19 protein-coding genes and 1 pseudogene are annotated in these 15,683 nt (G+C 64.3%); 8 read left to right on the top strand and 12 right to left on the bottom strand.

Annotation, left to right across the window (positions count from 1 at the left end; all coding sequences use genetic code 11):
• Positions 1–240 precede the first annotated feature (240 nt).
• The 7 genes from F6B43_RS19260 to F6B43_RS20160 form a co-directional block, all read right to left on the bottom strand.
• Complete coding sequence (locus tag F6B43_RS19260) at positions 241–1,644, bottom strand: hypothetical protein (RefSeq protein WP_150450703.1); 1,404 nt, start codon at positions 1,642–1,644, stop codon at positions 241–243.
• 92 nt (positions 1,645–1,736) lie between these two features.
• Positions 1,737–2,366 carry an ABC transporter ATP-binding protein gene (locus tag F6B43_RS19255; protein WP_150450701.1) on the bottom strand — a complete coding sequence of 210 codons (630 nt, stop codon included), beginning with the start codon at positions 2,364–2,366 and terminating at the stop codon, positions 1,737–1,739.
• 11 nt (positions 2,367–2,377) lie between these two features.
• A complete protein-coding gene (locus F6B43_RS19250; protein ID WP_150450699.1) occupies positions 2,378–2,959 on the bottom strand; it encodes a CypD family RiPP peptide-cysteine decarboxylase in 582 nt (193 codons plus the stop codon).
• Positions 2,956–3,474, bottom strand: coding sequence for a hypothetical protein (locus F6B43_RS19245; protein WP_211368215.1), 519 nt, complete (start codon positions 3,472–3,474; stop codon positions 2,956–2,958). The genes F6B43_RS19250 and F6B43_RS19245 overlap by 4 nt, the downstream gene beginning before the upstream one ends.
• Before the next feature lie 31 nt (positions 3,475–3,505).
• Positions 3,506–4,897, bottom strand: coding sequence for an alpha/beta fold hydrolase (locus F6B43_RS19240; RefSeq protein ID WP_211368214.1), 1,392 nt, complete (start codon positions 4,895–4,897; stop codon positions 3,506–3,508).
• Between the two features lie 484 nt (positions 4,898–5,381).
• A complete protein-coding gene (locus F6B43_RS19235) occupies positions 5,382–5,546 on the bottom strand; it encodes a cypemycin family RiPP (protein WP_150450695.1) in 165 nt (54 codons plus the stop codon).
• 184 nt (positions 5,547–5,730) lie between these two features.
• Positions 5,731–6,093, bottom strand: coding sequence for a thiol-disulfide oxidoreductase DCC family protein (locus F6B43_RS20160; RefSeq protein ID WP_425486865.1), 363 nt, complete (start codon positions 6,091–6,093; stop codon positions 5,731–5,733).
• 202 nt (positions 6,094–6,295) lie between these two features.
• Here F6B43_RS20160 and F6B43_RS19225 point away from each other — a divergent pair, with 202 nt between their 5' ends.
• From F6B43_RS19225 to F6B43_RS19190, 8 genes are all read left to right on the top strand, one after another.
• Positions 6,296–7,486, top strand: coding sequence for an MFS transporter (locus F6B43_RS19225; RefSeq protein WP_150450692.1), 1,191 nt, complete (start codon positions 6,296–6,298; stop codon positions 7,484–7,486).
• Between the two features lie 227 nt (positions 7,487–7,713).
• A complete protein-coding gene (locus F6B43_RS19220) occupies positions 7,714–8,367 on the top strand; it encodes a hypothetical protein (protein ID WP_150450690.1) in 654 nt (217 codons plus the stop codon).
• A gap of 194 nt (positions 8,368–8,561) precedes the next feature.
• Positions 8,562–9,068, top strand: coding sequence for a hypothetical protein (locus F6B43_RS19215; RefSeq protein ID WP_150450688.1), 507 nt, complete (start codon positions 8,562–8,564; stop codon positions 9,066–9,068).
• 339 nt (positions 9,069–9,407) lie between these two features.
• Positions 9,408–9,593, top strand: coding sequence for a hypothetical protein (locus tag F6B43_RS19210; RefSeq protein ID WP_150450686.1), 186 nt, complete (start codon positions 9,408–9,410; stop codon positions 9,591–9,593).
• Between the two features lie 286 nt (positions 9,594–9,879).
• Entirely contained in the window at positions 9,880–10,221 is a 342-nt protein-coding gene (locus F6B43_RS19205) for a PadR family transcriptional regulator (protein ID WP_150450684.1), read from the top strand.
• A 1-nt stretch (position 10,222) separates the two neighbouring features.
• A complete protein-coding gene (locus F6B43_RS19200) occupies positions 10,223–11,203 on the top strand; it encodes a hypothetical protein (protein WP_150450683.1) in 981 nt (326 codons plus the stop codon).
• A 122-nt stretch (positions 11,204–11,325) separates the two neighbouring features.
• The gene (locus tag F6B43_RS19790) at positions 11,326–11,739 is read left to right on the top strand and encodes a hypothetical protein (RefSeq protein ID WP_150450681.1); all 414 of its coding nucleotides are present in this window, start codon (positions 11,326–11,328) and stop codon (positions 11,737–11,739) included.
• Positions 11,740–11,744: 5 nt separating this feature from the next.
• On the top strand, positions 11,745–11,930 hold the full coding sequence (locus F6B43_RS19190; RefSeq protein WP_150450679.1) for a hypothetical protein: 186 nt from the start codon (positions 11,745–11,747) through the stop codon (positions 11,928–11,930).
• A gap of 55 nt (positions 11,931–11,985) precedes the next feature.
• Here F6B43_RS19190 and F6B43_RS19185 read toward each other — a convergent pair whose 3' ends face one another.
• The 5 genes and pseudogenes from F6B43_RS19185 to F6B43_RS19165 form a co-directional block, all read right to left on the bottom strand.
• Positions 11,986–12,339, bottom strand: coding sequence for a hypothetical protein (locus F6B43_RS19185; RefSeq protein ID WP_150450677.1), 354 nt, complete (start codon positions 12,337–12,339; stop codon positions 11,986–11,988).
• 419 nt (positions 12,340–12,758) lie between these two features.
• On the bottom strand, positions 12,759–13,193 hold the full coding sequence (locus tag F6B43_RS19180) for a hypothetical protein (protein WP_150450676.1): 435 nt from the start codon (positions 13,191–13,193) through the stop codon (positions 12,759–12,761).
• Complete coding sequence (locus tag F6B43_RS19175) at positions 13,193–14,572, bottom strand: hypothetical protein (protein WP_150450674.1); 1,380 nt, start codon at positions 14,570–14,572, stop codon at positions 13,193–13,195. The genes F6B43_RS19180 and F6B43_RS19175 overlap by 1 nt, the downstream gene beginning before the upstream one ends.
• 2 nt (positions 14,573–14,574) lie before the next feature.
• Positions 14,575–14,925, bottom strand: a complete 351-nt coding sequence (locus F6B43_RS19170) for a PadR family transcriptional regulator (RefSeq protein ID WP_150450672.1) — start codon at positions 14,923–14,925, stop codon at positions 14,575–14,577.
• A 99-nt stretch (positions 14,926–15,024) separates the two neighbouring features.
• Positions 15,025–15,683: pseudogene (locus F6B43_RS19165) on the bottom strand (hypothetical protein); the annotation flags it as partial.

Genomic DNA, 15,683 nt, shown 5'->3' with positions numbered 1-15,683 from the left:
TCTCGGGAGACGCGCTGCGCGGGATCGGTGCTGCTCAGAACCGATCGTTTCCGGCGACATTATGAAGTTCATTCTCGGACGGGGAGGCCAGCCACCAAGGACCTCGATCTGATGGCGGGCGGAACCGTGCAAGACGTTTACGACTCGGATCGGGACTTTCGGGACTAACTCAAGTGAACGCCCACACTGTAGCCGCAGGAGGCGTGAGGATGGTCGGCTGCGACCCGTTCTGGCCACAACTCAATGTGAGCGTCGGCGCCACCGCGCGAAACCGACAACAGCAGCCATTGCCGCTACACCAAAGAGAAACACCGCGGCGCTAGCGCCGGCACCAGCACTAGCTCCCGCCACGCCTACCAGTAGCAAGCCGTCCACCGCCCACGCGACCCGTACGAGCGCCATCGGATCTCCGAACGGTGTGGGAACCGCGGCCAGCAGCGACAACGGCATAGAGCCCTTCAACGCGTTGCCGATGCGCGTTCCGATGGCGATGGCGCCGACCGAGACCACGATTAAGGCGCAGTCCACGAAAGGAGCGGCGAAGACCGCGCTCGTCACCGCGACGGCGAGGAGAAGGAGCGCCGTCATGACGGCGAATGGCATCGTCAAGTGCGCGAACAACAGCAACCCGTCACTGACGCCATAGATGCTGCGCTCTGACGTGGCCGCAGCCGCATGCCGGATGCCGTCGGTCAACGGTCCGATGGCGGCGAACAGCATCAGCCCCCCGGCGGTGCCCCACACGACCCCGGCCCCGCCGGGCAGCACGACCGCGGCCGCAAGAAGCACACCCGCACCGATCGTGCCTGCAAACGCTGCCAAGAGGCGACCCGGTGTCCGGGTCGCACCGATGAGATCGGCGAGGAAGAACGTGCAAAGGGTTGGGCGGCCCACACGCACCGCCCGGCGGAACCGCCCTGCGGTCGGCTTCGCCTGGTACAACGCGGACAATTCCCCGAGCTGGAGAACGGCGGCATGGTCCACCGTCGCTTCACGACGCACGGACTGTTGCACCACGTCATCGACAGTTAGACGCTCCAGCAGGACCGGCACGACGGACATCAGCACGACAGCAAGCGCTGCGAGCCCGACAACCGCCACCCACCCACCTGAATCACTGAAGACCAACCCGACCCATGCAGCGGGTACGACGACGCCGAAAGCCGGCCAGAGCAGAGCAGCTGCACCTCCCCCGGCCAGACCAACGCCGATAATGACCGCCCCGCGCGGGAACACCTGTCCGACCACCCAGAGAACGGCGGAAATCAGTCCCGCCAAGAAGCCTGCCGCCACAAAGAGCGCGCAGTGTCCGAGCGACCAGACGCCTGCGACGACAAGTGCCGTGCCGCACGCGGCGGACGCCGCTAACAGAACCAGTACAGGAATCGACAGAGCTCGACGGAGCGGACGGGCGAAGACGCGGGCCCGAGGCAGATCGCTCCCGACCGCGATGAAAGCGAGGACCGGGGAGAGCACGGCGGGGCCTAAGAACCGCCCAGCCACGATGAGGGCAGCCCATAACAAGCTGACGACGGCTGTCACCGCTTCCGGACCGGAAGACGAAACAAGAAACGCGACCGTTGCAGGATCGACGAGTGCCAGCCAGACCGCCCGCGCGACCGGGACAACCACAACGACAACCACGAGAACGGCTGCGTAAGCCGCGTATGCCGTGGTGGCAGCGCCCCGGCGATGCCGCGAATCCCAGACACGTAGGGCTCGACGTAGTCGTGATGTCATCCCGGAGCGCCCAACCACACGACCGAATCGGCCAGCTGATTCGAAAGCGCCTCACTGTGCGTCGCGACGACGACCGTCGCACCAGCATCGCGCGCGTCGCGAAGCGCCGCTACTACCAAGTCCAGGCGCTCCGGGTCGAGGCGCTGCTCCGGCTCATCCAACAGCAATACATCGAAGGGGCGTGCCAGCACGAGAGATAAGCCGAAGAGTTGCGTCTGTCCAGACGACAGTTCATGCGGAAACCTCGCCTCTAGCGACGTCAAGTCAAGCAAACCGAGCACTACCTCGACCTTGTCGTGGATCTCGTCAGCAGAGTCGTACCATGTGGTGGCGACCAGTTCGACGTGGTCGCGCACAGTGAGGTCGAGCGCCATCGGCGGCAAGCCAATCATCGACGCGGTGCGCCGCCTCGATCGGGCGTCGCGCACGCGCGGGTCACGTCCGGCGACCGCAACCGTCCCGGTGGTGGGCACGTACGACCCGTTGAGAACCCGCAACAAAGTCGACTTTCCTGAGCCGTTCCTGCCTCGGATTGCGACCGCTTGCCCCGCGCCGGCTTGTAGAGAAGTGGCAGGTAGAAGCTCGATGCCGCTCGAGCGGACACTGACATCCGTTACGTCAATCATGCTTGCCCGCGTCATCGTCGTTCAGCCGTGGACAGGGCAGCATTCGCAACAGCAAGTGCCCCGGGAAAATTGAAGCCGTTTGGCGCCATCGAGCGGTCGTCGGCGCGCGTGCCCTCAACCTCCGGGGCAAAAGAGACGTTCGAACGACTCAGCAGAATCTCCCGCCAGTACTTAGTCACCTCGTTTTCCGCCGGAGATACCTCGGCGATGACGATCGGGAGTTTAGTGATCTGCATCATCATCAGCGCTGGCGAGTCCGCCCGCCCCTGAGACAATCTCATCACGGTGTCGAGCGTGGCCGGGAACACGATGATGCATTGAGAACGCCCGGTGCGTCCCAGCCGCCACCCGGACGTCAAGCTCGGACTGCTCCAGCTGTCCGACCACACCTCGCCATTGGCGAGATGATCGAGCGCATCGACGGAAACGAACCGATGGGCGTTCTCGGACACCGACAGGTTCACCACGACATCCGGATTCGTGTATCGCAACCAGTGAATCCACCAGGGCACGAGCGAAGCACTGATAGAGCCCGAGACGTGGATATGAAGCTCCGAGCCCGCGAAGGTAGGTGGCTGCTGATCTGCCGTCACGTCCTTGACTCCGGGGCGAGGTGCAGAGGCATCCACGTCGAGACGAGGACGGGCAGCATGCGCCTGCCTGGTTGTGCAGCTGGGTAATAGTTCATCAGGAGGAACTGGAACTGCGGCGCGATCTCCGTCTGAAGGAAACCCCTCGTCGCGTCGGTCACGAGACGGTAGGGCAGGCTAGTCACCATCCACTCCATCGCACTGTAGTTCGACTGCATCACCGACAGCTGCTGCATGGCATCGAAGAGTGCTTTCGGGCCGCGGCTGCGCGGATTGAACAGCACGTTGAGCATGCTGTGGTGCGTCGGAGGAGTAATGTCACGCCAGTCGCCTGGCCCATCACTCGACTCGGTGCCTCGTGTGCGTGCGAGCAAATGGACGTTGTGAACACCCGGGTTCGGGGCAAAGAACCGCCAGCCAGGGATGGTCCATCCAGCCACGTAGCGGCGCAGATCGAGGTTGTACGAGTCTGGCGTGTTCTGCAAGACCGTAGCGACCACGTGGGCGGTGAGGGCCACTGACGCGACTGTGGTGGCAAAACGCGCGACGCTAGGAGTCATCGCTACTCGTCTCCCGGACAATTTGTGCTACCTGCTGCGCGTACTGGCGATAACCCAGAATCGAACGATGTGAAGCGCCTTCGACGACGACGATCGGAGCGTCAAGCGCCTGAGCAAACTCCGACTCCTGCTGCTCGTACTCTTTCGAGGCGATGACCCGACGACGGGGAACCGCCAGAAGTGACGGCATCGCATCAACAAGAGGCATGTTGAAGTATTCCCGTGTGGCGCGGAGTATGTTCCGCGGAGAGAAGCTGAACTGGACCACGCCCAGTTGATCGTCAGGCGCGAACGCGGATTGGCGCGCGATCGCGTGCGGGACGAAATTGTAGATGCCCGTCAGCGCGATATACATCGACCCAGCCTGTGATTGGAGGAACATTCCACGCCGCCGACGATCCACACGATCGTCGGCGAGAAGATGGGGATTCGTTCCGTCGATGACGACCGCACTAGAGATGAATCGACCGCCGAAGCCGCGCCTGAGGTATGACGCGGCGGCGAGAGTGCCTATCGAATGCGAGACCGATATCAGCGTGCCGGACGACACCACGTGGGCTAGGAGCGCCGCGACGAGGTCTCCGGGCGACCGGTTCGACGTCGTCCGGCCGTAGCCGCCACGGTGGTAGGACAGCACATGGTGATCAACCGCCAGCAGCTCCGCCACCCACGAGAAGGCCTCCAGGGGGCTTCCGAGCCCGGCCTCCAGGATGACGACGGGAGCCGACTCCGCACTCACCGAAGGGTCCGAAGGGGCGCGCAGATCGTATTCGACCACTCCGTCGTCCACGTCTAGGAGCTTGGTGCCTTTCAAACCTCCCCGTCTCTCGATGTCGAACTGCCTTTGTGAGGCGGCATAGCCAGCGCTCACGCTCGCTATGACCGCGGCGGAGGCGAGGGTGACTCGTTCCAGCGACCCGGCCGAGCGTCGGGCCTGGCTGCGCTGATCAACGACGTATTGCACCGCACCGTGAGAACCAAAGAATCCCCACACGAAGCGCGGCAACTCCATCACACCGGCGATGCCGAGATGAAATGCCTTTACGCCGAGCAGCATGGTATGAGCCCATCGGCTCGGCAGTAGGTAAATAAGAGGAAAGGACACTTCCCACAGCGGCGTGGCCCATGTCAGCAGCCGGACCAAGCGGGGGAATCGTCGCAGTAAGCTAGCGGCGGGTCCATTGCCATACGCCTCCGTCTGCAGAATTTCACCGATCGCGTCGCCCTGAACCCAGCTAGAACCAAATAGCTTCGAGACACCCGACACGAAGTAGCTCAAACCAGCCTGAACGTTGAGGGCACGCAGGAACAGCTCGTCGGAGCGTGCACGGTCGGGCACAAGCGCAGATACCGTGCGATATTGCGTTACGATTCCGGTCATTTGATCAGCGCCGTCGCGCCCATAAGGCGTCCGAAGCTCACTCAAACGGTTGACGCCACCAATCACAGCGGACGCAGCGATCTGAAGACGCCGGTTTCCGCGGCTGGCTAGAAGGACTCCCGACGCTACAAGCGTGATCGTCGCGAGCACCCGGGGCGTCCGCGCCGAGTCCAGTGTGTTGAGTAATCTGTATCGAGGACTGCCAGGTGGCACGCCGATCGCAGACACTCCGCGGAGCAGCCCATCTTTCCTATAGAGCGCCCCAATCATGAGGGACTCTACTGACGCCAGCACCTGGCCCACAGCAATGGGCAAAAAAGTCGCATCCAGTGCCCCTTGTCGAGACTCTGCTGGGGTACGACGCACCTCATGATGCCGCTTCGCCCTCCGCATCCCGCGACCGAACCTCATCGTGTAGACACCCCTCTCATGACTTCCGCCGGAGACTCGCTATCGGCGTCTCCGGCGGAAGGTCGATCTTTCCTCAGCAGATCAGGCAGATCGTGCTTCCCTGGATGACGAACTGAGCGGCGGTGACGAAAGCGGGTGTTGTCATCGCTGGGTTGGATGCGTCGCCACGCATGCCAGGCTCGGCGTGCCGCAGCATCTGGTTTGCGAACTCTTGGACTTCGAGAACTTCACTCTGCATAGCACTCTCCACTACTAGGGGCGGGGTCGCACGAGACTGTGCTATGCAGGAGCTTACTTGTAAGTCGGTCGTCTTGATATATTTATCGTTCAGTCCAGCCCTTTCGACCACCTACGTGCTGTGGACCAGGTGCGCGGGTTCTAGATGGCGGGGAAGCGTGTGTGGCAGGTAGCCTGAAGCGGGGTCATGATACAACTGCGCAGGCGGGTGTCCCACCGGGCATCTGGTTTCTGTGGCGAGCGATCCACCGGTAGCTGAGCCGGGCAGCGTGACGGATGCCACGCCATCGCATCAGGGCACCGACGATCCGCCAGCGTCGCATGCGCGCGCGGCTAAACAGGAGGGCGAAAGCGTCGGCTCCTCCGACCGGACTCCTACCGTTCTCCAGCAGCCACACCGATGACTCCACCTGCTGGAGGCTCAACCCGAGTTCTTCGATGTCTGCGAATTGCCACGGCTGGGCGGTGAAGGAGACGTGGCCGCCCAGCCATGTCACTGCGCGGCTGCAGAATGCACAGTCTCCGTCAAAGACCAACGTTAAGCTCATGTCGTCAGCGTAGAGCACCGGATCGACGCCCCGCTCGGCACCTCGATTCTGTCGACGAGCCGCTGAACGCGCGTCAGCTTGTCCATGTTGCCGGCCAAGAACAGAGGGTGTCGAGCCGCTCGAATCCGGTCAGTTTCGAGCGATTGAGGAAACCTACAAGGTCACACCATCTGGCGTCGGTGGTGGTGAGTATCGTTCGGCCATGGCCGGAACCAGCTCCCCGTCGACGTTGAACGAGCTCGCCGGCCGACGCGCGCAAGCAGGCGTCGCCGCGGTGTTCTTCATGCACGGTCTGCTTTTCGCATCGTGGACAGCGCACATCCCGCACGTTAAGGAACAGATCGGGATGGACGACGGCATGCTCGGGCTCGCCCTGCTCGGCGTCCCCGCCGGTTCACTTCTCGCCGTCGCCGTCAGCTCGGCAATCATCCCTCGGCTCGGCAGTCGTCGACTTGTGCAACTCGCTCTCACGGGCTCCTGCCTCGCCGGTCCCTTCGTCGGTTTGACCGGCACCGTCTGGGCACTATTCGGTGCACTCCTGATCTGGGGCCTATTTCAAGGACTGCTCGATATCGCGATGACGACCCAAGCCGTTACCGTCGAGAAGGCCCGCGACCGGCCGCTCATGAATGGCATGCAGGCCAGTTGGAGCATTGGTGCGTTCGTTGGCGCAGCAACCGGCACAGCCGGGGTCGCGCTCGGCACGTCACTCACGTTCCAACTCATCATCATTGGAGCACCCGCACTGCTCATCGGCCTGTGGCTAAGCACGCGCATGCTAACCGACGTCGAGCCCGCAGCAGACTCCACCATCGACCCCGCTCAGAAGGTCCGACGCCGCGTCTCTCCGGTAATGCTCGTCCTCGGTGGAATCGCCTTTGCCACTCTCCTCATGGAAGGAGCCGTGGCCGACTGGTCATCGGTGTACCTCCGCGAATCCCTTGACGGCGGTCCCGTCGCCGCCGGCCTCGGCTACACAAGCTTCGCTCTCGCGATGGTCATCGTCCGCCTCTTCGGCAACCGACTCATCACCCGATTCCCCGTGCACGTACTCCTCCCACTCCTCACGGGCGTCGCCGCCGTCGTATTCGCCAGCGCCCTCCTCATCGGGACCGTCCCTGCCGCGATCGCCGGGTTCTTCATTCTTGGGCTCGGCTGCGGCACCGTCGTCCCTACCGTGTTCAGTGCAGCAGGCAGGCTCCAAGGCACCCACCCCGGCTTCGCCGTCACCGTCGTCTCTGGCATCGGATGGGTCGGCATCTTCTGCGGCCCACCGCTGATCGGCCTGCTATCACACGCCACCTCGCTCCCCACCGCGCTCTGGCTCATCCCCGCCCTCGTCGCGCTTGTCGCCATCGCCTGTCGCTACGTCACCGCCCTCCGCCGCGACTGACGGCGCCCACCCGGAACTGCAAGCGGTCAAACCCTGCACCAAAACCGATCGTCCCGAAACGGATATCGAGACGGCACCCGTTTCTGGCGCCCCGCAAAGCACCCCTGATCACCCTTCCCGATAACGATCGTTTCCGGCGATGCACTGAATGAACCGTTTGCGAACGAGCGGACATCTACATGATGAGCCCGCCCTGGACTCTTGGTACGACGAGTGAGGAGAACGAAATGAGCCCCAAACGATGGAGCGCAACCCTGTCGGCGGCCACAATGGCCGCAATACTCACGCTCGGCGAGGGGACGGCTGCTAACGCGGCGGTCGTCTCGCCGCCCGCCGATGATGTGTCTGTTTCCGTGGCGGAGATCGATAGTGGGCAGACTCACACGCGCGTCGAAACGACGATGTACGTGACGGGGTACGACGAGGATGTTGCTCAAGCGAACGGCTATGAGATCGTCACCTACGACGACGGGTCGTGGGAATCTGTCGCGGTCACCGAGGAAGCCAAAGCAGAGAACGCTGAGACAGGGATCATGACGCCACAGCCTGGCGATGGCTCGACGGCTGCTCGAGGCACCGTGTACGGCCCCTGTGGCTCGTCCTTCGTGGACGCAAGCGCGAGTGGCCGTCTCGTGAGCGCGGTGACGGGTTACACCGTGACGGGACCAGTGTCGAACCGGATCTACTGGGACGTGACCTTCTGGACGGGCTACGGTGCGACGACTCTCAGCTGGCCGTCGGGGCCGTCGCCGGCAACGTGGACGGGTGCAGGAAGTGTGCTCTACGCGAGCTCGACAGGCGGGACGGCGATCGCCGGCGGTGCGGTCATCCTGACCACCGGCACAGTCTGCGGCGCTGGCCTGCCGTCAGACGGCTTCTGACCCACGAGGTGTGGGGAGTCGGCCGCACGAGGCCGGCTCCCCTCGCACCGCACGGCAGGCAAGTGACCATTGGGACGGGCTTGACGCTGGTGAACTAGGTCCCGTGGACTACCGACGAAGGAGATCGCGCAATGGAATTTCTAGGGCAATCCAACAGGGTGGCGACGACACCAGAGATTGCAGGAACGGGACCGATGCTGGTCTGGGGTGACGACGTTCCGCATCGGCTTCTGTACCTGCGGAAGATCTGGGACCTCAGCCTCGCGCCAGAGGATCTGGCACGCACCATCGAGAGTCCGGGGAGCGTACTTCCTCGACAAGACTCCCGCGAGCAGATGTGGCTGGAGGCCTGGCAGCAGGCGTGGGAGTGCAACGAACTGCTTTACACGCGCCCATCCGTTCAGGGCGTCGACATTCCCGATCAGCAACCGGCTGAATGGTTCACCGCCGCAGGGCCGGAGGGCGCGTGGGGTGAGGAGTATCGAAGCTGGCAGGCAGAGATCTCGCAGAGAGGCAACCTCAGCGATCGTCAGACCGCGCTCATCCTCCGCGCCGAGGCCGCTGCCGCACGAGGGCTCGCATCCATATACGTGGTTCCCGTTGAAGGGCGCTGGGCAGCATCAAGAGAAACCCTTCTCGTGGTCTCGCCCGACACGTTCGGTTCAGATGCGGCGCTCACCGCGGCTCTGGACGGTGTGTAGCCGGACTGTGTGTCGGGGAACACGCCGGCAGAGCGCAAGCTGGTCGCGATCAGCCCGTCGGCGACCACACAACGTGGGGGGCGACCGGAACTACAAGGGGTGTGCATCGCCGCGGGCTCTGCCGTTGCACCGCGGGGGTCGCTCAAAACTCCAGCCCGAAGCGGTGTCTTGAAGTGTTCGCCACCTCTACATTCATTGTGAGACCCGGCGGGTGGGTCCCCTGGTTCGGCACATACGCGGGAGGGACATGCAGATGACCGCCACCGAGTGTCGTCACTCTCTGAAACGACGAATGTCGATTCTGTTTTCTCCTATCCATCTCGCCCTTTCCTCGGGTCCGTGGCGTGGCTCATCGTGCTGAACGTGATCTTCATCAGCAACTCTGGCAATCCGTCGTGGGCTTGTCCCGCTTCGGTCTTTTCGATCCTGGTGTGGGTGACCGTGATGCTGATCACCGACAGCCGCTACCGAAAAGCGGCCAGCGGAAGCGGTTCACCGCAGCGGCCGAGTACGCATCCTCGCTAGAAGGAACAGGTGGCGACGGCGCGGGATCGCTTCGTCGCCACCTGTGCGATCCGACCGCATTGCCTTAGCAGTGTCGCCGGCTGACGCCGCACTCTTCATTTCTCGAGCGGGCTAAACCTCGCTCGGGAATCCGGCTCCTAGTCCGAACAATCGCGCAGGCCCGAACTCGCGTCGTCCGCGAACTCGGCGTAGATCATGCCCCGACCGCCCCCGCGCGACCATGCTTGCGCAGCAATCTCGAAGCGGTCATTTGAACTACTGTGCACGACTATGTACTGTGTTGCTCATGGTAGATAGTCCGACACAGCTCGGTCGGCTGGAGCAGGACCTCCGCAAGGGTGTCCTCGTACTGGCCGTGCTTTCCCAGCTGCGCACACCGCAATACGGATACTCGCTACGGCAAGCCCTCGCCCAACGAGGGATGCCCATCGAGGAAGGCACGCTCTACCCGCTGCTGCGCCGGCTGGAGGGCCAGGGACTGCTCGCTTCGCAGTGGCAGGCGGACGACGGGCCTCCACGCCGGTACTACGAACTCAGCGCGCTCGGCACGGGTGTGTACACAGATCTGACTTCCGCATGGGGGTCGCTGGCGTCGGTGATGAACCGGCTCCTAACCGAGGAGGACTGACGTGGACCCCACCGCCATCATCGACAGCTATGTCGCCGACGTCGTGCGGCACCTGCCCAGACGCCAGCGCACCGACGTCGCTCTCGAGCTGCGCTCGCTGCTCGACGACGAACTCGCCGGTCGGGCAGCGGAGGCCGGTCGCCCCGCCGACTCCTCGCTCGCCATGCAACTACTGACAACTTTCGGTGCACCGCGGGACGTGGCCGACCGCTACCGGCCCGCCGGGTTCACCATCATCCGCCCCTCAGACGCCCCGCGCTTCACCTGGATCGCGCTCGGCGGCGTCGCGCTGATCTGGGCGATCACCCTGCCGGCCATCATGCTGGGCGTCATCCCGGTCACTGGCTGGGACTACGGCGCCGACACCTGGTGGGGTCGCCTCACCGTGTGGTGGCTCGGCCCCGGCATCGGTGCCCTGTGGTGGCCAGGCGTAGTGACCACCTACGCGCTCATCGGAGCACTGGTCGAACACCGCCGCGAATCCAGGCCGAAGGCCTGGACGCCGACCCCGCCCCGGACGATCGACCGCGACCTGGTCAGTCGCCCAGGCACAGTCGTCGCAATCGCGGCCGGGGTGCTTGGCGCCACCGTCGTCATCGGCCTGCCCTGGCTCGCCTCGTGGGCACCCTGGCTTCCCGAACCCGCAATCACAGCCCTCACACTCGACCCCGACTTCCTGCAGTGGCGGGCGCCTTGGATCCTTCCCCTATGGGCGGCGGACCTCGTCCTGTACGTGATCGTGCTCATCACCGGACGATGGACCGTGCCCACGCTGCGAGCCCGCAGTCTGCTATCCCTGGCAGGGGCCGGTCTCCTGTTGTGGTGGTGCCTCGCCGGGCCCGTGTTCGACTCACCAGCAACGGACACCACAGCAAGAATCCTCCTAGCCGCACTCGCCGCACTCACCGCAACCGACGCTGTCCTCGCCTTCCGCCGCAGCAAAGCGACATCCCGAAACCGATCGTTTCCGGCGATGCCTTGAATGAACCGTTTGCAACCGAGCGGACATCTACATGGTGAGCCCGCCCTGGACTCTTGGTACAACGAGTGAGGAGAACGAATTGAGCCCCAAACGATGGAGCGCAACCCTGTCGGCGGCCACAAATGGCCGCAATACTCACGCTCGGCGGGGGCACGGCCGCTAACGCGGCGGTGGCCTCGCCGCCCGCCGATGATGTGTCTGTCGCCGACAGCAACGAGGCGGCGATCGATGCGACCCTAGCTACCATCGACGACCCGGCGCAGCAGGCAAGCGTTCGGGCTTGGATGGAACAGTCCACGGCGGACGGGTCGGAGATTATCACTGCACAAGCGGGCGATTACCAGAGCTCGGGGAGCGAGGGCGCGGCGCAGCGCGCGTATCCGAGTGGCTGCGGCCTGTACGTTCTCATCCTCCGCAACGGCCAGAAGATCACGAACGACACGCTGACCTCGTGTGTCAGTGGTCCGTACCAATTCCTCACTCACCAGATGCGGTCACCGCCTATCACGGCGCCTTTGGTACACCCAACGAGGTAACGGGGGTGAGGACCTACAACTACGGCGGTGGAAGTTCACAATCTCAGCAGCTCTCGTGGACGTGCCCCAACCACAATCAAACGTCATTCCGCGCCATCAGTCTGGGTGTGATGGCCAAGAACGGCCAGGAATACACCACACCCACGGTGTACGACACGTTCGATCAGGGCAACATCGACTGCGGCTGGTGACCGCATCTGCGCTTCGGCCCGTCCTTCTGGCGGGTCGAAGCGCAGGCCATTGCAGCTAAGTGGTTGGGAAGTGATCGCCGATCGTTAGGGCGAGTCGCAACTCGGTTGGGGACGCTCCGTGTCCCTGGATGCGCACCGCTCGGTTCTGCGCGTCGACTACGACGGCAATCCACTCCCCACCGGTCTGAACGAATTCCGCGTCGCGGACAAACCTTCCGTCGATGTAGACCTTCGCCCATCGATTGGTGCGTCGCCCCACAGCCGGTATCGTGTGGCCGCTCGGGTAGGTGGACACCCGCACTTCGAGGTCCTGACCGTCTTGGATGCCCTCTTGGAAGGAGCACACCGCGACCGGACCCTCATCGAGTACCGGCCCCCAGCTGTAGGTGGAATCGGCGTCGAGGACCATTCGGTAGAAGGGACCGATAGCGCTCAGCGCGCTCTCTAGCTCGTGCAGTCGCATTGTCCGCCCTCTCTCCTGTGCGCCTCGTATTCTCCGAGGAACATCACTCGTCGATTCCGTTGTTGGCAGGGTGCACGATTGGGCTCGAAGAACGATGCCCCAGTGTCCGTTCCTCGCATCAGATCGGCTCTTTCCCGAGAATGCGGGCTAGCCTGCCGCGTTCGCTCACTATCTCGACGTAGATCACGATCGAGCGGCCTTCCGCACGCGCAGTGGCCCAGTCAAGAACTTCATGGAGGTCTACGGCACCTTCGATGCGCCACTCATCGCTCGACGAGTCGCCGTCCAGAAGTCGACGCGGTAGAGGGGGTGCTCGTCGATGCCGGTGGCGTAGCGAGGGTCGACAGGGGTTGCGGAGAGAGCCATCATCGGTCCGGGAAGGTGCCGTCGTAGTCCTGCCACGTCCCCGCGAGTCGTTCCATCGCTGAACGTTGCGCGGCGGGTGAGGCGCTGTCCTTTCCGGTGAAGTCCATGGCGATGTAGTGCACGGCGAATCCGTCATCGATGGAGGCGACGTAATCCGCAGCGGCCTCGCGGCTGCCGAACCGGTAATAGTTCGCTTCGTCGGTGCTGTACGCCTCCACGCAATCGAGTTCCTCCGTGCAGACGGTCTCGGTGATGTCGACGGGATTGGTGGTCACGTCAGTGGTGTATCCCTCGTCGTTCATCAGCATTGCGATCGTGAGCTGCGAATGACGGTCCAGCAGCGCACATCCGGCCAGGAGGGTGCCGGCGAGAACGAGAGCTGTAGCCGCGGCGAGGAGCCGGTGTGCTCGAGCGAAATGAGGCAGCTGCGTCATCAGCTCAGCCGGGGCAACGGGCCGCTCGACGCGGGCGAGGCGACGGTGTGTGAGGGGCGTAGGCGTGGTGGCCGGCCCGGTGTCCAGATCGCGAATGCGGCAGCGAGCAGGGGAAGGATGAAGGCCAGCATCGGCGCGATAAGTATCCCGAGGAACGCTGCGTAGACGACACCGATCAGCACCGCGACCGTCACGCGAGTCTTCGCGATGCCCGGCAACCGGAGTGCGGTCCACCAGGCGATCGCCGCTCCCCCGAGTACCGAGCCGACAGCGAATCCGCCGGCCATGTTCTCCCAGGCCGGCGCACCCCGGTAGGCGACCGCGACGGCCGCGACCGCGAGCACGGCCAGCATCAACGGCCCCCACGTCTGCGCCGGAGTTGCCCGGCTGCGCGCGGCAGCAATGATGCCGATCGCGGCGATCAGCGGGATCGCAGCGGTCAGGGAGACGATGATGCCTTGAACCATTGCCTCAGTCGCATCGCGCGCCGGACCCCAGGCGGAGCCCGTGACGGCATAGACCGCCCCGAACCCGCTCGCGGCCGTGGCCATGACGGCGAGGAGACGCGCGGCAACGCGAGTTCGGGCAGGGACCACCTTCGCCTCCACGGCCGTGACGACCGCTGGCTGAGGCGCGGGGACGACGGGACGTCTCCCCCTGACGACCGCAACGGCGAGCACGCTGGCGGCGATCGCGACGGTGTAGGGAGAAATCAGGCTCAGGCCCACCGCTGGCGCCAGCAGAATCCCCGCGACCACCGCGAGAATGACGATCACGACAGCGCGCACGCGGGTGCGTCGCAGCAGCGCGTCGACGACGAACGCGATCGCGGCAGCGCCGACCGCCCATGCCCCAACGAACAGCCACGACCATGCTGCCGCAAGCCCGGTGGCCCTCACACCCTGGTCCGCGGCGTCAAAGCCGAGAGCCCAGGAGATCTGCGCGAGCGTCGCGACGGCCAGAGCCAGAGTGGCGAGGATGATCGTGATGACGGCACGGGGCTCGGTCAGGAACCCGCGATCACGGGCGAGTGCTGACACGGCGGCCACGACGAAGACGGGGCCGACGAAGACTGCCAGTGCCGGGAACAACCAGGCGCCCGTCGCGGTAGCGGGGAAACCTGTGCCCCAGGCGGTGAGAAGCCCGGTGGCGGCCGCGGTTACGAGGGCGAGGATCGTTGCGGCGAACGCGACGCGTCGGTCCAGTCGGGTGCCGAGCCCATGCGTGATCACCGACCATCGCTCAGACAGCGTGGGGGTGTTGCGGCCAGTCTGCTCGGCGGCGTCGAGCATGACACCGAGGAGGACGTCACCGTTGCGCTCCCGCCATGCTCGCGGGTACCAGCGCAGCAGTCGCCGAAAAGGGTCCTGGTTCACCATGCTCACACCATCGCAATCCGCGGCGTCACGGACGCCGCCTGCCCTGTCGCGAGGCGGGCACGTGCCGCCCGCGCGGATCGTTCGATTAGCTCGACCTCCCCCCGCAACCGGACAGACCCCTCGTCGGTGATCCGGAAGTAGCGGCGAGCCCGACCATTCACGACCTCGTCCCCATCGGGGGTCACCAGCCCTTCGCGCTCCAAACGATCTAGAGCTGCGTAGAGGGTGGTCGCTTTGAGGTCCACCTGCCCGCCCGACTCGGTAGCAGTTTCGCGCATGATTTCGTACCCGTGCCGTCGCCCACCCGCCAGGCTCGTGAGGATCCAGAATGCGGGTGAAGTCAGTGATGCCATGCATTCAGTTATATTCCCACGCATGGCATATAGCAATAGAGGGCCTGCCCGGTCGGGCTGAATGCTCCCGACCGGGCAGCGTTCCTAGTACTGGTGTTCCTAGTACTGGTTAGGGGTTGTCCAGTTGCAGTGGTGGACGGCGACGCCGTGGCTCCAGTGCACCGTCCGGTTCGGGCGGAACTTTTCGAGGTTCCACGTTCCTGCGAACGGCGATCCGAGCGAGTGGCACTCGAACTGCTGACGCTGGCTGTCTTTGCTGAGACCGGAGCGTACGGTGCTGTTCCAGTTCCAGGCTTCGTCCCACCCGGCCGTGTTCATCACCACCTGACCACCGATGGAGGCCCACTGTGCGGCACCCCAGGGACTGGGCTGCAGGTTGACGCGAGGCTGGCTGTTGTAGGAGTCGACGGTGATCCAGGAGAACAGGTTGATCCCCAACCACGGGTCGGCGACGATCGGGTAGGCGTAGCTTCCCGCGTCGTGAGCGACCACTTGCACCAGCGAGGAGCCTTTCACCTCGTACCAGGTCTTCACTGGTGTCCCCGCGGCGTCATACGCCCACGGGGCCACCACACCGCCCAGATAGGCGCCGTCCGTGCCTTCGATCGCCACGCTGCCGTCTTCGAACAGTCGGAGTGCTGCCCCGTCTGCCCCACCGATGCTGTATTCATATGCTGTGGGAGCGTCGGCGTTTTCGATCACGGTGGTGATCTGAACGGAACCGTCGGATTTCGCGGTGGGCACCGTGCTTGACCCGT

It is taken from the genome of Microbacterium rhizomatis (assembly GCF_008710745.1).
In the GTDB taxonomy this organism is placed as follows: Bacteria; Actinomycetota; Actinomycetes; order Actinomycetales; family Microbacteriaceae; genus Microbacterium; species Microbacterium rhizomatis.
Note: the sequence above shows the minus strand (reverse complement) of the source record. Positions and strands in the feature narration are given on the sequence as shown.